The 15,127-nt window shown below is 60.2% G+C and carries 13 protein-coding genes; 4 read left to right on the forward strand and 9 right to left on the reverse strand.

What is annotated here, in order from left to right:
* Window positions 1-77: 77 nt before the first annotated feature.
* The gene (locus tag IEX57_RS18505; RefSeq protein WP_188706355.1) at window positions 78-950 is read right to left on the reverse strand and encodes a MurR/RpiR family transcriptional regulator; all 873 of its coding nucleotides are present in this window, start codon (window positions 948-950) and stop codon (window positions 78-80) included.
* 122 nt (window positions 951-1,072) lie between these two features.
* Here IEX57_RS18505 and IEX57_RS18510 point away from each other — a divergent pair, with 122 nt between their 5' ends.
* From IEX57_RS18510 to IEX57_RS18525, 4 genes are all read left to right on the forward strand, one after another.
* A complete protein-coding gene (locus tag IEX57_RS18510) occupies window positions 1,073-2,344 on the forward strand; it encodes an amino acid deaminase (protein WP_188706357.1) in 1,272 nt (423 codons plus the stop codon).
* A gap of 385 nt (window positions 2,345-2,729) precedes the next feature.
* Window positions 2,730-4,070, forward strand: a complete 1,341-nt coding sequence (locus IEX57_RS18515) for a GntT/GntP/DsdX family permease (RefSeq protein ID WP_188706359.1) — start codon at window positions 2,730-2,732, stop codon at window positions 4,068-4,070.
* Between the two features lie 65 nt (window positions 4,071-4,135).
* Window positions 4,136-4,627 carry a gluconokinase gene (locus IEX57_RS18520; RefSeq protein ID WP_188706361.1) on the forward strand — a complete coding sequence of 164 codons (492 nt, stop codon included), beginning with the start codon at window positions 4,136-4,138 and terminating at the stop codon, window positions 4,625-4,627.
* 397 nt (window positions 4,628-5,024) lie between these two features.
* Window positions 5,025-5,972 (forward strand): DegV family protein, encoded by a 948-nt coding sequence (locus tag IEX57_RS18525; protein ID WP_188706363.1) that lies wholly within the window; start codon window positions 5,025-5,027, stop codon window positions 5,970-5,972.
* 21 nt (window positions 5,973-5,993) lie between these two features.
* On the opposite strand, the gene IEX57_RS18530 is transcribed toward IEX57_RS18525, so the two are convergent.
* From IEX57_RS18530 to IEX57_RS18565, 8 genes are all read right to left on the reverse strand, one after another.
* Complete coding sequence (locus IEX57_RS18530) at window positions 5,994-7,697, reverse strand: bifunctional metallophosphatase/5'-nucleotidase (RefSeq protein WP_188706365.1); 1,704 nt, start codon at window positions 7,695-7,697, stop codon at window positions 5,994-5,996.
* A 60-nt stretch (window positions 7,698-7,757) separates the two neighbouring features.
* Window positions 7,758-8,447, reverse strand: a complete 690-nt coding sequence (gene gpmA / locus IEX57_RS18535; protein ID WP_188706367.1) for a 2,3-diphosphoglycerate-dependent phosphoglycerate mutase — start codon at window positions 8,445-8,447, stop codon at window positions 7,758-7,760.
* Window positions 8,448-8,612: 165 nt separating this feature from the next.
* Entirely contained in the window at window positions 8,613-8,819 is a 207-nt protein-coding gene (locus IEX57_RS18540) for a SlyX family protein (RefSeq protein WP_188706369.1), read from the reverse strand.
* A 22-nt stretch (window positions 8,820-8,841) separates the two neighbouring features.
* Complete coding sequence (locus IEX57_RS18545; protein ID WP_188706370.1) at window positions 8,842-9,306, reverse strand: CreA family protein; 465 nt, start codon at window positions 9,304-9,306, stop codon at window positions 8,842-8,844.
* Window positions 9,307-9,837: 531 nt separating this feature from the next.
* Window positions 9,838-10,728 (reverse strand): maltose ABC transporter permease MalG, encoded by an 891-nt coding sequence (gene malG / locus IEX57_RS18550; protein ID WP_188706372.1) that lies wholly within the window; start codon window positions 10,726-10,728, stop codon window positions 9,838-9,840.
* A 114-nt stretch (window positions 10,729-10,842) separates the two neighbouring features.
* Window positions 10,843-12,372 (reverse strand): maltose ABC transporter permease MalF, encoded by a 1,530-nt coding sequence (gene malF / locus IEX57_RS18555; RefSeq protein WP_188706373.1) that lies wholly within the window; start codon window positions 12,370-12,372, stop codon window positions 10,843-10,845.
* Between the two features lie 250 nt (window positions 12,373-12,622).
* The gene (gene malE, locus IEX57_RS18560) at window positions 12,623-13,840 is read right to left on the reverse strand and encodes a maltose/maltodextrin ABC transporter substrate-binding protein MalE (protein WP_308433884.1); all 1,218 of its coding nucleotides are present in this window, start codon (window positions 13,838-13,840) and stop codon (window positions 12,623-12,625) included.
* Between the two features lie 174 nt (window positions 13,841-14,014).
* Window positions 14,015-15,118 carry an ABC transporter ATP-binding protein gene (locus IEX57_RS18565; RefSeq protein WP_188706375.1) on the reverse strand — a complete coding sequence of 368 codons (1,104 nt, stop codon included), beginning with the start codon at window positions 15,116-15,118 and terminating at the stop codon, window positions 14,015-14,017.
* Window positions 15,119-15,127 lie beyond the last annotated feature (9 nt).

Here is a 15,127-nt window from a genome sequence, read left to right on the forward strand (position 1 = left end):
GGCTTGCTCCTTTCAATCTACTCAGGCCGCGCCTGCGGCCGTACTGCCAGGGGGCGGGGTGAGGGCTGCGCGGGGCCTTAGTCGCCCAGAGGCTGGCGATCACCGCCGCCGCGGCCGGTATCCAGTACGTATTTAATCCGGCGCAACAACTCTTGCGCGCGGGTGTGTTCCAGCATGGCGACTTCCGTGGCCAGGATATCCAGCATCATCAACATGGCGTAGCGCGAGCTGGAGGGTTTAAAGACAAAATCGGTTTCCATGATCTGGATCGGCAGCAGATGATCTGCCAGCCTGGCCAGTGGCGAGCCGAGCGCGGTGATGGCGATGATTTGCGCACCGTATTCCCGGGCGATGCGCACACTGGTCAGCATTTCCGGCACCTGCCCGGTAACGGAAAACGCCAGCACCACCGCGCGGTGGTCCATGGTGGCCGCCACAACGCGCTGCAAGACAGCGTCCTGGTAAGTGCTGACCGGAATACCAAAGCGCACCAGCCGGAAGCGCGCTTCATCCGCCGCCACGGTAGAACCGCCGCCCATGCCAAAGGCGTAGACCATATTGGCCTTGCGCACGGCCTGCGCCGCGCGCTTGACCACATCCATGTTCACCAGCGCCCGGTTGGCTTGCAGCATGGCGACGATGTCCTGGTAGACCACATCGGCACTGTCTGCCGGCGCGTCGTCTGGCCGCGGCTGCAAAAAGCGCGAGCCGATGGCCGCCGCCTGGGTCAGCCGGCGCTTGAGTTCCCGCACATCGGTACACCCCAGCGCTTTGGCGAAGCGGGTGACACTGGCTTTGGATACACCCGCCTCTTGTGCCAGCGTATCAATGCTGGCCGCCCCGGCCACTGACAAATCCGCCAGTATCCAGCGCGCGACCTTCTGCTCGGACAGGCTGAGCTGGTCGATGCGTTCTGCAATGCGCGTGACGATGTCGAATGAGGCTTCCATGTTTGCCGCTGATCCAGTGCGATGTAGTTTGCGCTTGACTGTTACTTTATAACAGATCAAATTCAGAAGTAACACGTTTTGCCTCAAACAGGCGCCACAACTCCAGACAAATGGTGATTTAAATGGCTGATACAAAATACCAGACCGGCATGATCGACCCACTGAACAAAGGCGTTGGCGCGCTGACCGACCCGGTCGCCCCCAGCGCAGCGGGCACGCTGGGCTGGAATCTGCTGGACGAAGAACTCAGCCTGCCCGCCGCCGTACTGTATGAAGACCTGATCCAGCACAACCTGACCTGGATGCAGCAATTTGTGACCGAGTACGGCGCCAGGCTGGCTCCGCACGGCAAGACCACCATGGCGCCCAAGCTGTTCGCCCGGCAGATTGAAGCCGGTGCCTGGGGCATTACGCTGGCCACTGCACACCAGACCCGCGTGGCCTACGAACACGGCATCCGCCGCGTGCTGATGGCCAACCAGCTGGTGGGCCGGCGCAATATGGAAATCATCGCAGACCTGCTGCGTGATCCGGCTTTCGAGTATTTCTGTCTGGTCGATTCGGCCGCCGGCGTCGATCTGCTGGGCGCGTTCTTTGCCAGCCGCGGCCAGACGCTGCAAGTGTTGCTGGAACTGGGCGTCAGCGGTGGCCGCACCGGCGTGCGTGACAGCGCGCAGCAGGCCGAGGTGCTGGCCGCCGTCGCCCGCTGGCCCGATGCCCTCAGGCTGGCTGGCGTTGAAGTCTATGAAGGCGTGCTCAAGGAAGAAGCGGATATCCGCGCCTTCTTGCAACGCGCCGTGGCAGTCACGCATGAACTGGCCCAGGCCGGGCTGATTCGCCGCACACCCGCCGTGCTGACCGGCGCGGGTTCAGCCTGGTATGACGTGGTGGCTGAGGAATTCAGCAAAGCGCAGATCGGCATGCCGCTGGAAGTTGTACTGCGGCCAGGTTGTTACCTCACGCATGATGTCGGCATTTACAAGGCCGCCCAGGCGCAGATCCAGACCCGCAATCCGATTGCGCGCAAACTGCGCTCCAGCCTGAAACCGGCGCTGCAGTTGTGGGCGTGCGTGCAATCGATTCCGGAACCAGAGAAAGCCATCATCGCCCTGGGCAAACGCGATGCCGCCTTTGATGCCGGCCTGCCCACGCCAGCACAGTTGTTCCGCCCCGGCAGCAGCAAAGCGCCCGTCGCTGTGCCCGCGCACTGGCAACTGACCGGCATGATGGATCAGCACGCCTACCTGCAAATCCAGCCGGGTGACGATGTGAAAGTGGGCGATCTCATCGCGTTTGATATCTCCCACCCTTGCCTGACGTTCGACAAATGGCGGCATATTCCGGTGCTGGATGCCGACTTCAACGTCATTGACGTCGTGCAGACTTTTTTCTGACCAGCGCGCGCCATGCCACCCGCGCGCCGGGTGGCATGCATCGTTAGCGCCTTATCAGCCGGATGGCACATGTCATCTCCCCGGATTTGCCCCGATGATGGATGTAGCGTTCGTCGGGGCGACTACGGTTCTTCCCTGATACACGACAAAAACTGTCGATGTTAACGTTAACATAAGTCGTAAATCATGATGTTATAAAGAAATCGCCTAACCGCTTTTTCGGGGCGGCGATGGGCCAGACGGTGAAGGCGTATGGGAGTGCGCTACAAATTCGCCGGTAAAACGGTCCGGACCTAACTACAAAGCTTTTAACTGCGACTGACAAAACGGCGTCACTGCCGGCGCGTTGGTCGCATCACAAGGCGAAACAGGAGTCGACTCGAAAATGGTGCAGGGAAGCATGCTGCTGATCTACGCCCTGGTGGCGATTATCGCGCTGATCGTATTGATCGCGCGCTTCAAGATGAACCCGTTCATCACGCTGCTGGTGGTGTCTTTTGTACTGGCGGTCTCGGCAGGCATGCCGATGACGACCATCGTCAAATCCTTTGAAACCGGCGTCGGCAACACGCTGGGGCATATTGCACTGGTGATTGCGCTGGGCACCATGCTGGGCAAGATGATGGCCGAATCAGGCGGGGCGGAGCGCATTGCCCGTACGCTGATAGACTGGTTTGGCGAGAAAAACGTGCACTGGGCCATGGTCACCATCGGCCTGATTGTCGGCCTGCCGGTGTTCTTTGAAGTCGGCTTTGTGCTGCTGATCCCGATTGCGTTCAACGTTGCCAGACGCACCAATACCTCCATGGTGCTGGTGGGGATCTCCATGGTGGCGGGCCTGTCGGTGGTTCACGGCCTGATCCCGCCGCACCCGGCGGCGCTGCTGGCGGTGACGGCTTATCACGCCGATATCGGCAAAACCATTCTTTACGCGCTGATCGTTGGCATCCCGACGGCCCTGCTGGCCGGCCCGGTGTTTGCCAAACAGATCAGCAAGTTCGTCAAGCTGGATGGCGAAAACCCGATGATGAAGCAGTTCGCGCAAGAAAAAGAGCGCGATCTGCCCAGCTTTGGCGTAACGCTGGGCACCATCTTGCTGCCCGTTGTGCTGATGCTGCTGGGTAGCTGGGCCGATGTGTTCTTTGCCAATGGCACACTGGGTAACAACATCCTGAAACTGATCGGCAACTCGGTCATGGCGCTGTTGATCGCCACTCTCGTCAGCTTCTGGACGCTGGGTCTGGCCCGTGGTTTCAATCGCGACACCATCCTGAAGTTCAGCAACGAGTGTCTGGCCCCGACCGCCACCATTACGCTGGTGGTGGGCGCAGGCGGCGGTTTTGGTCGTATCCTGATGGATAGCGGCGTGTCCAAAGTGGTGGTGGATATGGCCACCAGCGCACATATCAGCCCTTTGCTGCTGGGCTGGATGGTCGCGGTGCTGATCCGCCTTGCTACGGGTTCTGCCACCGTGGCCATGACCACCGCCTGCGGCATTGTGGCGCCGATTGCCGCTGCGGCCGGCGCGCATGCTGAACTGATGGTGCTGACCACGGGCGCGGGCTCGCTGATTTTCTCTCACGTCAACGACGGCGGTTTCTGGCTGGTGAAGGAATACTTCAACATGACCGTGCCACAAACGCTCAAGACCTGGTCGGTGTGTGAAACGATCATCTCGGTCGTGGCGCTGCTGCTGACGCTGGCCTTGTCCACAGTGGTAGCCTGACGGTTCTTTTTTGCAGCAAACGGCCCGCCGCCGATGCGGGCCGCGTATTTTCGCGGAGCAGTAACATGATTCTGATTTTGATGGGTGTATCGGGCAGCGGCAAAACCACCGTGGGGCAGTTGCTGGCCAGAAAGCTCGATTGCGGTTTCTCTGATGCCGACGTGTTTCACAGCAAAGCCAATATCGAGAAAATGCACAACGGCATTCCGCTGACCGACGACGATCGCTGGCCATGGCTGGCCTCTATCCGGGCGGCGATTGAGGACTATCGCCAGCGCGGTGTCACCCATGTGTTCACCTGCTCTGCGCTCAAGGAAATCTACCGCGAGAAGCTGGCCTACCCGGGCGAGCGCGATATCCATTTCGTGTTGCTCAACGGCAGCGCCGCGTTGCTGCAACAGCGGCTGGCCCAGCGCAAGGGCCACTTTTTTGACCCGCATCTGCTGCAAAGCCAGATCGATATCCTGGAAATGCCGGAACACGCGATCGTGGTCGATATCACGCCGCCGCCAGAAGAGATCGCCGACGAGGTCTTGCGCCAGTTGCAGGCCGCCTGAGCCCTCAGCCCGATCTGCTTTGCCCTACCCGGACCCGGCTTGCTGCCGGGTCTGTTGTATTCATGTCATGGCAAGCCAGGCAGACGGATGGCGCCGTGCCATGCAGCCCGGATACCGCCAGCGCGGCCGCAAGTCCTTTGAATTCGCGGCTTTGGCAGCCCGTCTGATACCCGCCAGTACCCGTCCTGGCTGCACACTGCCACACTTGTGCAACACAAGTATGGTTTGAAACACCCGCCCTGCCGGTTGCCCCGGTTGTGCTACCGCCCATCGTTTTGCTATCTGTAATGTAACTGGCATCATTGCCTGCTATGCCACTGGCATGCATGGCGTCAGTGCGCCGTACCAAACAAAACAAAACAACCCGCCACGCGGTACCACTCTGGAGGAAATGCGCATGCGTATCGGCATCGTCACCGATTCCTGCTGCGATCTGCCGCGCTCGTATCTGGACGAGCATGGCATCGTCATCCTGCCCATCACCATTCAGGATTCCGAAGGCCAGACGTTTATCGACAACCGTGATACTGCGGCCACGCACAAGTTCTATCGGGAACGGCTGGAAGGCGGCAACACGGGTTATGAATCTGCGCCGTATAGCATCGACGAGATCCGCAAGCTGTTCCTGGACAAGCTGGTGGTCGAGTTCGATTACGTGTTCTGCCTGACGGTGATGTCCAGCCGCAGCAAAATCCACGAGAACGCCAGCCAGGCTGCACTGGGCATTCTCAACAGCTACAAGCCGATCCGTGAGAATGCCAATGTCACCGGGCCGTTCTCACTGCGCGTGTTTGACACCAACAACCTGTTCACCGGCCAGGGCCTGATTGTGGGCGAAGTCGCCCGCATGGCCGCGGCGGGGAACTCCACGCTGGAAATCATCCGCCAGATCGAGCGCCTGCAAAAAACCACGCAGGCGTTCCTGATCCCGGAAAACCTGGGCCAGCTGCGCACGCAGGCGCGCCGCAAGGGCGACAAGAGCGTGGGCTTGATGTCGTACATGATGGGCTCGGCGCTGGATATCAAACCGGTGATCCGTGGCTTTCAGGGCAATACCGAACCCGTGGCGCGTATTCGCGGGTTTGAAACCGGCGTGCAAAAGCTGTTTGATCTGACGACGTCACATATCGAAAGCGGGCTGGATGCGCCGATTGTGACCGTCAGTTATGGCGGCGATCCGGCGCGGGTGTCGACCCTGCCAGGGTTCGAGCGCCTGCAAAAGGCCGCACAGCAGCACGGCGTCACCGTACTGGTATCAGAAATGAGCCTGACGGCAGGGGTGAACATCGGGACTGGCGGGGTGTCGGTCGCGTTTGCTTCGCCACGGGAAGCCACCATCGAGTAAGCCTGCGGCGCGCCTTGCGCCTTAGTTCCGCCGCACAATCCGGTCTGCCGCCAGCGGGTGGCCGGCCGGATTGCTGGCGGCGGTATGCCGTTGGATATGCGTGGTCAGCGCCTGCAGATCGGTCAGGGGCGTGACCACGCGATCTGTTCCGTCTCGGAACACCGCGACGCCGTCGCCACCCTCCGCCAGAAAATCACTCATCACCACGCGATAACTCTGGGTCGGCTCCAGCGGATGGCCGTTGAGCACCAGCGAGCCCGCTTCGATGCGCTCCTTGATCGGGGCCGCACCGTCCCACGCGTAGGCAAAGCCGTTGGAGACCTGCATCACGTGCGCGGTCGACGCAGTCAGCACCCATTGTTGTTCCAGCGCGGTCTTGATCTGCGCGCCGGTCAGCGTCATCACCACCAGTTTGTTGTTGAACGGGAGCGAGGCAAACGCATCGCCCCAGGTGATGCTCTCGGTCATGGCCGGCGTGACGGGTAGATCTGCCCGCATGCTGCTGCGGTTTACAAAGGCGATCTGTGTGTTCCACTGCCGCGTGGCGGAGAGGAAAGCATCAGCCACCAGATCGCCCAGCGGCGCTTCGCCGGTATCCGGGTGCATCTTGCCGGCGCGCACCAGCTGCGTCACCGCCAGCTTGCCGACCACGTGCGCTGCGGTGGGGTCAGTCAGCGATTGCGCGCGCGTCACAATGGCGTGCATGGATGGGTCTGGCGGCAACCTGGCCGGATCAACCAGCAGGTTGACCGAGCGCTGGCGCAATTCGCGGCCAGTGACTGCGTCTACCGTCAGCGTAATGCGGGTCAGCAGATGCCCGTAATCGTCCGCCTGCGTCACCAGCCGGTGGTCAACCCGGCACTGATAGCCGCGATGCGTGTGGCCGGAAATCACGGTGCGTACGTCCGGGTCCAGCCGTTTGACGATGCCGACAATCTCGCCCGTCAGCGTGTCGCAGTCTTGCACGTCGTAATGCTGGCGACTGTCGCCGCCCTGGTGGATCAGCGCGACAAACACGCGGATCCCTTGTTTGCGCAACTGATAGACCACGCGGTTGATCGAGGTCGCTTCGTCTTCAAAGCTCAGCCCGGCGACGCCATCGGCATCCACAATCAGCGGCGTGGATTTAAGCACCGCGCCAATAAACGCCACCCGTACGCCATTGACCTCACGCACCGCATAAGACGGCAGGAAGGTCTGGTGCGTGGCGGTGTCGAGCACGTTGGCGGCAATCCAGCTAAAACGCGCACCGTCGTAAGTGGGGGCATATTTGCAGGCGCGTTGCGGGTCGCTGGAATCGCAACCGCCCTTTTGCATGCGCAACAGCTCATCACGGCCGCGATCAAGCTCATGATTGCCCAGCGCAGAGAACTCCAGCCCCAGCTGGTTGAGCGCAGCAATGGTGGGCTCGTCCCGCAGCAGCGCAGAGTTCAGCGGGCTGGCGCCAATCAGGTCGCCCCCGCCGACGAAGATCAGCTGCGGGTTACGCGCGCGCTCCTGCCGCACCAGGCTGGCCAGCGCTTCAATGCCGCCGGCCGGTTGCATGCGCCAGCCGCCGTCCGCCTGCAAGGCGTAAAACGGCGTAGGCAGCAGGTTGCCGTGGAAATCATTGAGCGCCAGGATTTCCACTTCAACCGTGCGATTGGTGACGGGCAGTTCGGCTGCGCTCGCCGCTGTGGCCCAGAACAGGCCCAGCGCTAGCGCAAGGAGCAAGATCAGTCGCATGAATACGGATGCTGCAAAAACAAAACCGGGCGGTTTACACCGCCCGGTCAGGGTCTGGACTTAAGCGAGGTAGCCGATACGGGTCGGCTTCATGTTCTCGTCAAAGTCATAGATCAGCGGTGCACCGTTGGGGATTTCCACGCCCATGATGTCGGCATCAGAAACGTTTTCCAGGTACTTCACCAGTGCACGCAGCGAGTTGCCGTGCGCGGCGATCAGCACGTTCTTGCCTTCGCGCAGCGACGGGGCAATGTCAGACTCCCAGTACGGCAGCACGCGCTCAACGGTGTCTTTCAGGCATTCGGTCAGCGGCACTTCAGCGCGGCTGGCACCCGCGTAACGCGGGTTGCCGAACACATCGCGGCTGTCACCGGCTTCCAGTGCCGGCGGACGCACGTCGTAGCTACGACGCCAGATGCGTACTTGCTCGTCACCATGCTGCGCGGCGGTCTCAGCCTTGTTCAGGCCAGACAGCGCGCCGTAGTGACGTTCGTTCAGGCGCCAGTTGATCTTGACCGGAATCCACATCAGATCCATGGCGTCCTGCACATGCCACAGGGTGCGGATGGCACGCTTGAGCACGGAGGTATAGGCCACGTCGAAGGTGTAACCGGCGGCCTTCAGGCGTTCGCCAGCGCTACGGGCTTCGGCAGCGCCCTTTTCAGTGATATCCACGTCCACCCAGCCGGTGAAGCGGTTTTCCAGATTCCATTGCGATTCGCCGTGGCGCACGAGTACCAGTTTGGCCATGAATTTCTCCGGTTATTGGTTGGCAGCCCGGATTTCCTGTCCAGAGGGCTGCATTTATCAGAAGACTATCAAGGATAGCAGGCACAAGGGGTAGCGCGCACCGTGCGTATTGGCATGCACGCCTGCGGCGGCGCTGCCCGATGACAAAAGCCGCCCCCTGCCCGCTCAGTAATGCGGCGGAATATCTTCGCGCAGCGAGGTGCTGCGGCCGCTGTCGGCCTCCAGCACGCGCACGTTGCCCGCCAGTACCATCAATTCTTGCTGCAGGCGGCTGATCTGCACGGCTTGCTCGGCCACTACGCGGTTCAGTGTGTCGAGCAGGTCATCTTGCAGCGCGACCTTGATTTCCAGTTCAGTAATGCGTGATTCCATAGGTACCTCCATCCGGCCCTGATCAGGGTTTGAGCGGAATAGTCTGGCCGGTGACCGGCACAGCGGTGATGGCGTTGTCCGGGCTGCCATCGACCAGTTTGTCTGAATAACTCAGATAGGTGAGCGCGTTGCGTTTGACATCAACCATGCGCACCACCCGCACGTGCTTGAAGACAAACGACGCCCCTTCCTTGAAGACTTCTTCCTGTTTAGGCAGGGGTTTGACGAATTTGATCGGGCCGATTTGCCGGCAGGCCACAGAAAACCGCGACGGGTCTTTGGCCATGCCGACGGCGCCACTCAGGCCGCCGGTTTTGGCGCGCGATACGTAACAGGCTACGCCGGTGACCGCAGGGTCATCAAATGCCTCGACCACGATCTTGTGATCCGGCCCGATCAACTGGAACGCCGTATCGACCGAGCCGATTTCTTCGGCGTGGGCCGTTGCGGCCAGTAAAACGACAAACGACAGGCATGCAGCTTTCATGGGCAAGACTCCTTTTTTGCCAGCATAGGCATGCGGCCGTTGCCAGAACATGAACGGGTTACAGCCGGCCGAAGGGCAGCAGCATAAGAAAAGCGCAGCACGCTGACCAGCGTTTTGTGTGACCGGCAAAGCAGCGTCAGACCATCTGCTCCGCGCCCCTGTTGAAAGCCTGACAAGTGCGCGCAGCCACCCGTGCCATTTTGAACATGCGCGAACCCTGTTAAACCGCCAGACGGCAGGGTTTGGCCGGTTTTTTAGCTGGCACGCCATGTAAGAAAACGAAGCAGGAAGATTGGGGGATGACAATCTACGTCACTTTACTGACGCAGATTGTTGATAGTGACGATATCAGGCAGTTCTGAAACTTCTACAGAGGTAAGTATATCGGGCGCAAAAAGGCATAAAAAAACCGGCCCCCACCCATGGAGGAGCCGGTCGAAGTCGCGTGCAAAGATAAAGCTACTGCGATGTACTTCTTTTCCTTCCCCTTGCGCTGGCTACCGCTGGCCGTGTGGCCGCGCTGGTGCCCGCTTAACCCTTCACCCCGCCCGAAGTCAGGCCGTTGACCATCCATTTTTGCGAAAGCAAGAACAGCACGGTAATCGGCAGCCCTGACAAGATTGCAGCGGCGGCGAAGTCCCCCCACAGATAGTTCTGCGTGTATAGATATAACTTCGATCCCACGGCGAGCGTGAGGTTTTGTTCTTGATGAAGCAAAACTGATGCCACCGGGTACTCGATGATCGCGCCAATGAACGACAGAAGGAAAACCACGATCAAAATGGGCACCGCCATGGGCAGCAAAACCAGGCGGAAAGTCTGGAAATGGCTGGCGCCATCGACGAGGGCGGCCTCTTCGATCTCGACCGGAATGGTCTCGAAATAACCCTTGATGGTCCAGATATGCAGCGCCACGCCGCCGGCATACGCCAGCACCAGGCTGCCGTGACTATCAATGCCCAGCCAGGGGGCGTAATTACCGATCTGGTCAAAAATGGCATAGATGGCAATCAGCGACAGCACCGAGGGGAACATCTGCATCAGGAACAGTGCGTTCAGACCAAACTTGCGCCCCACAAACTTGAGCCGCGCAAAGGCGTACGCACAGGTGGTCGACAGCGTGAGCACCACCACGGCGGTCATCAGCGCCACCTTGCACGAGTTCCACAGCCAGTGCAGCACCGGGAACGGCGGGTCAACCTGGTGGCCGAACTGGTCGATGTACGAAAAGCCCAGCGCCAGCTTCCAGTGTTCCAGACTGATGTGGTCCGGAATGATGCCGCCCGCGGCAAAGTTCCCCGCGCGCAGCGAGATCGACACAATCATCAAAAACGGGAACAAAGAGAGCGCGATGAACACGATCAGCGCCAGGTGGGTGGCAAACACCCGCCCCGTATGACTTTTATCCAGCACCATGGCCATGGTTTTCTCCTTCGGAGAGTGAGGAGTGAAGGGTGAGGCGTGAGGAGCAAAGGCGCAAATCAACGGCACAGGCCGGTTCCACCCCTCACTCCTCCCACCTCACTCCTCACGTAATTACTTGCGATCCGGCGCGTTCACGCGGGTCAATTTCAGATTCAGCAAAGACAGCGCGCCCACCAGCACAAAGATCACGGTCGAGATGGCCGCCGCGAGGCCAAAGTTCTGGCCGGAATCCTGGAAGGCGATGCGGTAGGTGTAACTGACCAGAATGTCGGTAGAACCGGCCGGGGTCAGGCTGTCGGCAAAGTCCGGGCCGCCAGCGGTCAACAACGAGATCAACACAAAGTTATTGAAGTTGAAGGCAAAGCTGGCCAGCAGCAGCGGCATGATCGGCTTGGCAATCAGCGGCAGCGTAATGCGCGACAGATTGGTCCAGGCACCGCCGCCATGAATGGCCGAGGCCTCGTACAGATCGGACGGGATGGATTTGATCAGCCCCATCACCAGCAACATGATGTACGGATAACCCAGCCAGGTATTCACGATCAGCAGCATGGCGCGCGCCAGCCACGGGTTGGAGAACCACTCTGGCTTGATGCCGAACAGCGAGTGGAGCACATAGTTGATCTCGCCGAAGTTCTCGTTAAAGAGGCCCCGGAAGATCAGGATGGAGATAAACCCCGGCACGGCGTACGGCAGGAACAGCGCTACGCGGTAAATGCCCCGGAACTTGAGCGACTCCCAGCTGAGCGCCACCGCCAGCAAGAAACCCACCACAAAGGTCAGCAACACCGTGCCGGCGGCAAACGAGACCGTCCAGACAAAGATTTTCAGCAGCGGGCCGCGGAACTGGGTGCTGGTAAAGAGCTGGGTGAAGTTGGCCAGCCCGACTTTGACCGTAAAGCCCGGCGCGACTTTCTCGCCCGCTGTGGTTTCATAAAAACCAGTCTTGATATTGGGCTTGAGCACATCGCCCGTTTGCAGGTTCTTCAGCGAACCATCAGCGTTTTGCTGGAACAGCGGCGCCGAGGGCGAGACTTTGGAGAACCCGGAAATCTGGTATTTCGAGACATGATCCGGCACGCTGATGCGCAGTTCTTTCAGCGCCGGCTGCAGGGCAATCACGCCACGGATGGCGATTTTTTCGCCTGCCGGTGCCGCCGTGGCCGGGGCCACCTTGAGTTCAACCGGTTTGCCGGTGGGCTTGTCCAGATTGATGGCGTCCGACACCCAGCTATGGCCGTCGGCGGCGGTCAGGAACACGCGCGCATCGTTGCCGGCAGGGTAAATGGCCATATCCAGCGCATCGCCGCCGGCAGAATAGGTTTGATCCAGGAAATACTGTGTCGCCCGGTCAAACGTCAGCAAATTGGTGGAGCTGTAATTGGTAAATCCAATGCTCACGGTATAAAGCGCCGGGAACACGACAAACACCAGCGCAGCAAAAACGCCCGGATACAGATAGCGCCACGGATACAGGCGCGGCGAGGCCAGCAGCCAGATCGAGCCTGCCAGAATGACAGTAAAGGTGAGCGCAACCCAGGTATGACCCGAGCGGAACACCGCCGTGATCAACCAGATTGATGCCAGAATCAGCACTAGCCCCAGCACGGAGCCGGCCCAGCGGGCCAGTTTGCTTTGCATTGCGGTAGTCCTTGCCGGTAGCTCGATGCCCCGGAACTTCCCTTGAATGAACAGAACACCGCGCGAAGGCGCAGTGGTACTACGGTCCTGGTCTGCCAGAACCGGGGTAAATCATTACCCCGGCGCCGTCAGTTTTCTGGAATTGCCGGCCGGTTCCATCACGTGGCAGCGTCATCAAACCGGCCTCGATACAGCCGGATCAGGCAGCAGGGCAACACCTCGCCCCGCTCACCTCACCCTTCACATCGACTTACTTGGCCTTGATCTTGGCGGCAGCTGCGTCCAGACCATCCTTCACGCCTTGACGGCCTTGAGTGATGTTTTGCAGCGTGGTGGCCATGGTCGACCAGAACTTGCCCATTTCCGGGTTGTTCGGCATCGGGTTGCCGGCTTGCGCGCTCTTCATGGTGGCGGCAATGTTCGGATCAGACTTCAGTTCGTTGTAGAACGCCTTGTTGGCCGGTACGCCCAGCGGCACGTCGTCGTTCATGGTCTTCAGGCCCTTGACCGACAGCATGTAGTTTTCCAGGAACTCGACCGCCAGATCCTTGTTCGGGCTCGATTGCACCACCATGGCACCCAGCACGCCAACAAACGGGGCCGAAGCCTTGCCGTTCACGGTCGGGATCGGGGCTACGCCGAAGTTGATCTTGCTCTTCTTCAGGTTTTCCCAGGCCCACGGGCCGGTGATCATCATGCCGATCTTGCCCTGGTTCACGCCGGCTTCCATTTCAGCGTAGGAAGCGCTCTTGGGCATGGCACCGGTGCTGATCAGCTTCATCAGGGTGTTCATGCCGGCCACTGCACCAGCGTTGTTCACGCCGACGTCGTTGGCATCGTAAGTACCGTCAGCCTTGAGCTTGAACGGGTAGCCACCGCCGGCAGCCAGCAGCGGCCAGGTGAAGTAGGTGTTGGTGTAGTCCCACAGAATGGCCTTCTTGCCCTGACCGGACAGTTTTTTGTCCAGCGCGATCACGTCGTCAAACGACTTGGGCGGAGTCGGTACCAGGTCCTTGTTGTACACCAGGGCCACGGCTTCGATGGCGATCGGGTAGCCCCAGGTCTTGCCACCGGAGGTCCAGGCTTTCCAGCCCAGCTGATCGATTTCGCCCTTGACCTTGGCGCTCGGGTTGATCGGGCTCAACAGACCGGCCGTAGCCCACTCGCCCATACGGTCATGCGGCCAGATGAAAATATCAGGGCCCTTGCCAGCAGCAGCAGCTTGCTGGAACTTGTTGGGGGCGTCTTCCGGACGCTCCACCACCACTTGCACGCCCGTGGCCTTGGTGAATTCAGCACCAATGGCCATCAGGCCTTTGTACGACTTGTCGCCGTTGGTCCAGATCAACAGCTTGCCCGGCTCGCCGGCAAACGCAGACATGGCGCCCAGACCCATTACAGCGGCGGCAACCGACGATACGACAACCCGACCCAAACGACTGCTCGACATATCCATGTGACTCTCCATCAATGTATTTTCAGAGTTTTGAGAGTGAGAAAACCGCAAATCCGCCCCGGATTACAGAGTCATACCAGGTCGACTTGCCGTTACCCCAACCCCGGACGATTCAGGATCGCCAGAACCCTTTTGCCGGCAAGACATGCGCGCATAACGCAGCCAGCCCAAGAGTATTGGTGATACCTATTCCGCCAGGGGGTCCAGCCGGCGCAAGGCAATGCCCTGCGCATTAAACAGATACCCGTGCTTGGGCTTGAAGCCCAGCGTGACCGACTCGCCCACCGCTACATGCTTGAGCGCCGGAATCCGCACCGCCAGGGGCTGCGTGCTGCCCGGATGCTCGACATACAGCACCGATGAATCGCCCAGCCGCTCCAGCACCACCACCTTGCCGCTGACGCAGTTGTCTTGCGTACCTGCCGTCAGATGCTCCGGGCGCACGCCCACGGTGACGGCATCGCCCACCGCGGCATTGCTGCCATCCACCGCCACGCGCACTTGCTGGCCGTCGGCCATGGCCACGGTGACTTCCTGGCTGTTGATCTGGCTGATCTTGCCGATGAGAAAGTTCATGCCCGGCGAGCCAAGGAACCCGGCCACAAACAGGTTGGCCGGTTCGTAGTACAACTCGGTCGGCGTACCGACCTGCTCCAGACGGCCCGCCTGGAACACGACAATGCGGTCGGCCAGGGTCATGGCTTCCACCTGATCGTGCGTAACGTAGATCATGGTGGCGCCCAGTTTGCGGTGCAGCTGGGCAATGTAGATCCGCATCTGTACGCGCAGCGCGGCGTCCAGGTTAGAGAGCGGCTCGTCAAACAGGAACACTTCCGGCTTTTGCACAATGGCGCGGCCAATGGCCACACGCTGACGCTGACCACCGGAGAGTTCCTTGGGTTTGCGTTCCAGCAGGTGATCCAGCTGCAGCACCTTGGCCACGTCCTGCACGATCGGCGTGTACTCGGCCTTTTTCATGTTGGCCAGACGCAGGCCGAACGCCATGTTCTCGAACACCGTCATGTGCGGGTACAGCGCGTAGCTCTGGAACACCATGGCAATGCCGCGTTTGACCGGCGGCAGCTCGTTCATGCGCACGCCACCGATCTGCAGTTCACCCTCGGTGATGTCTTCCAGACCGGAAATCGTACGCAGCAAGGTGGTCTTGCCACAGCCGGACGGGCCGACAAACACGATGAACTCGCCATCGCGGATTTCCAGATCAATACCGTGCAGCGTGGTGACTTCACCAAAGCGCTTCACAATGTTTTTGAGGCTGACTGTTGCCATGCTGTCTCT

Origin of the sequence: Silvimonas iriomotensis, assembly GCF_014645535.1 — a bacterium.
GTDB classification, from domain to species: Bacteria; Pseudomonadota; Gammaproteobacteria; order Burkholderiales; family Chitinibacteraceae; genus Silvimonas; species Silvimonas iriomotensis.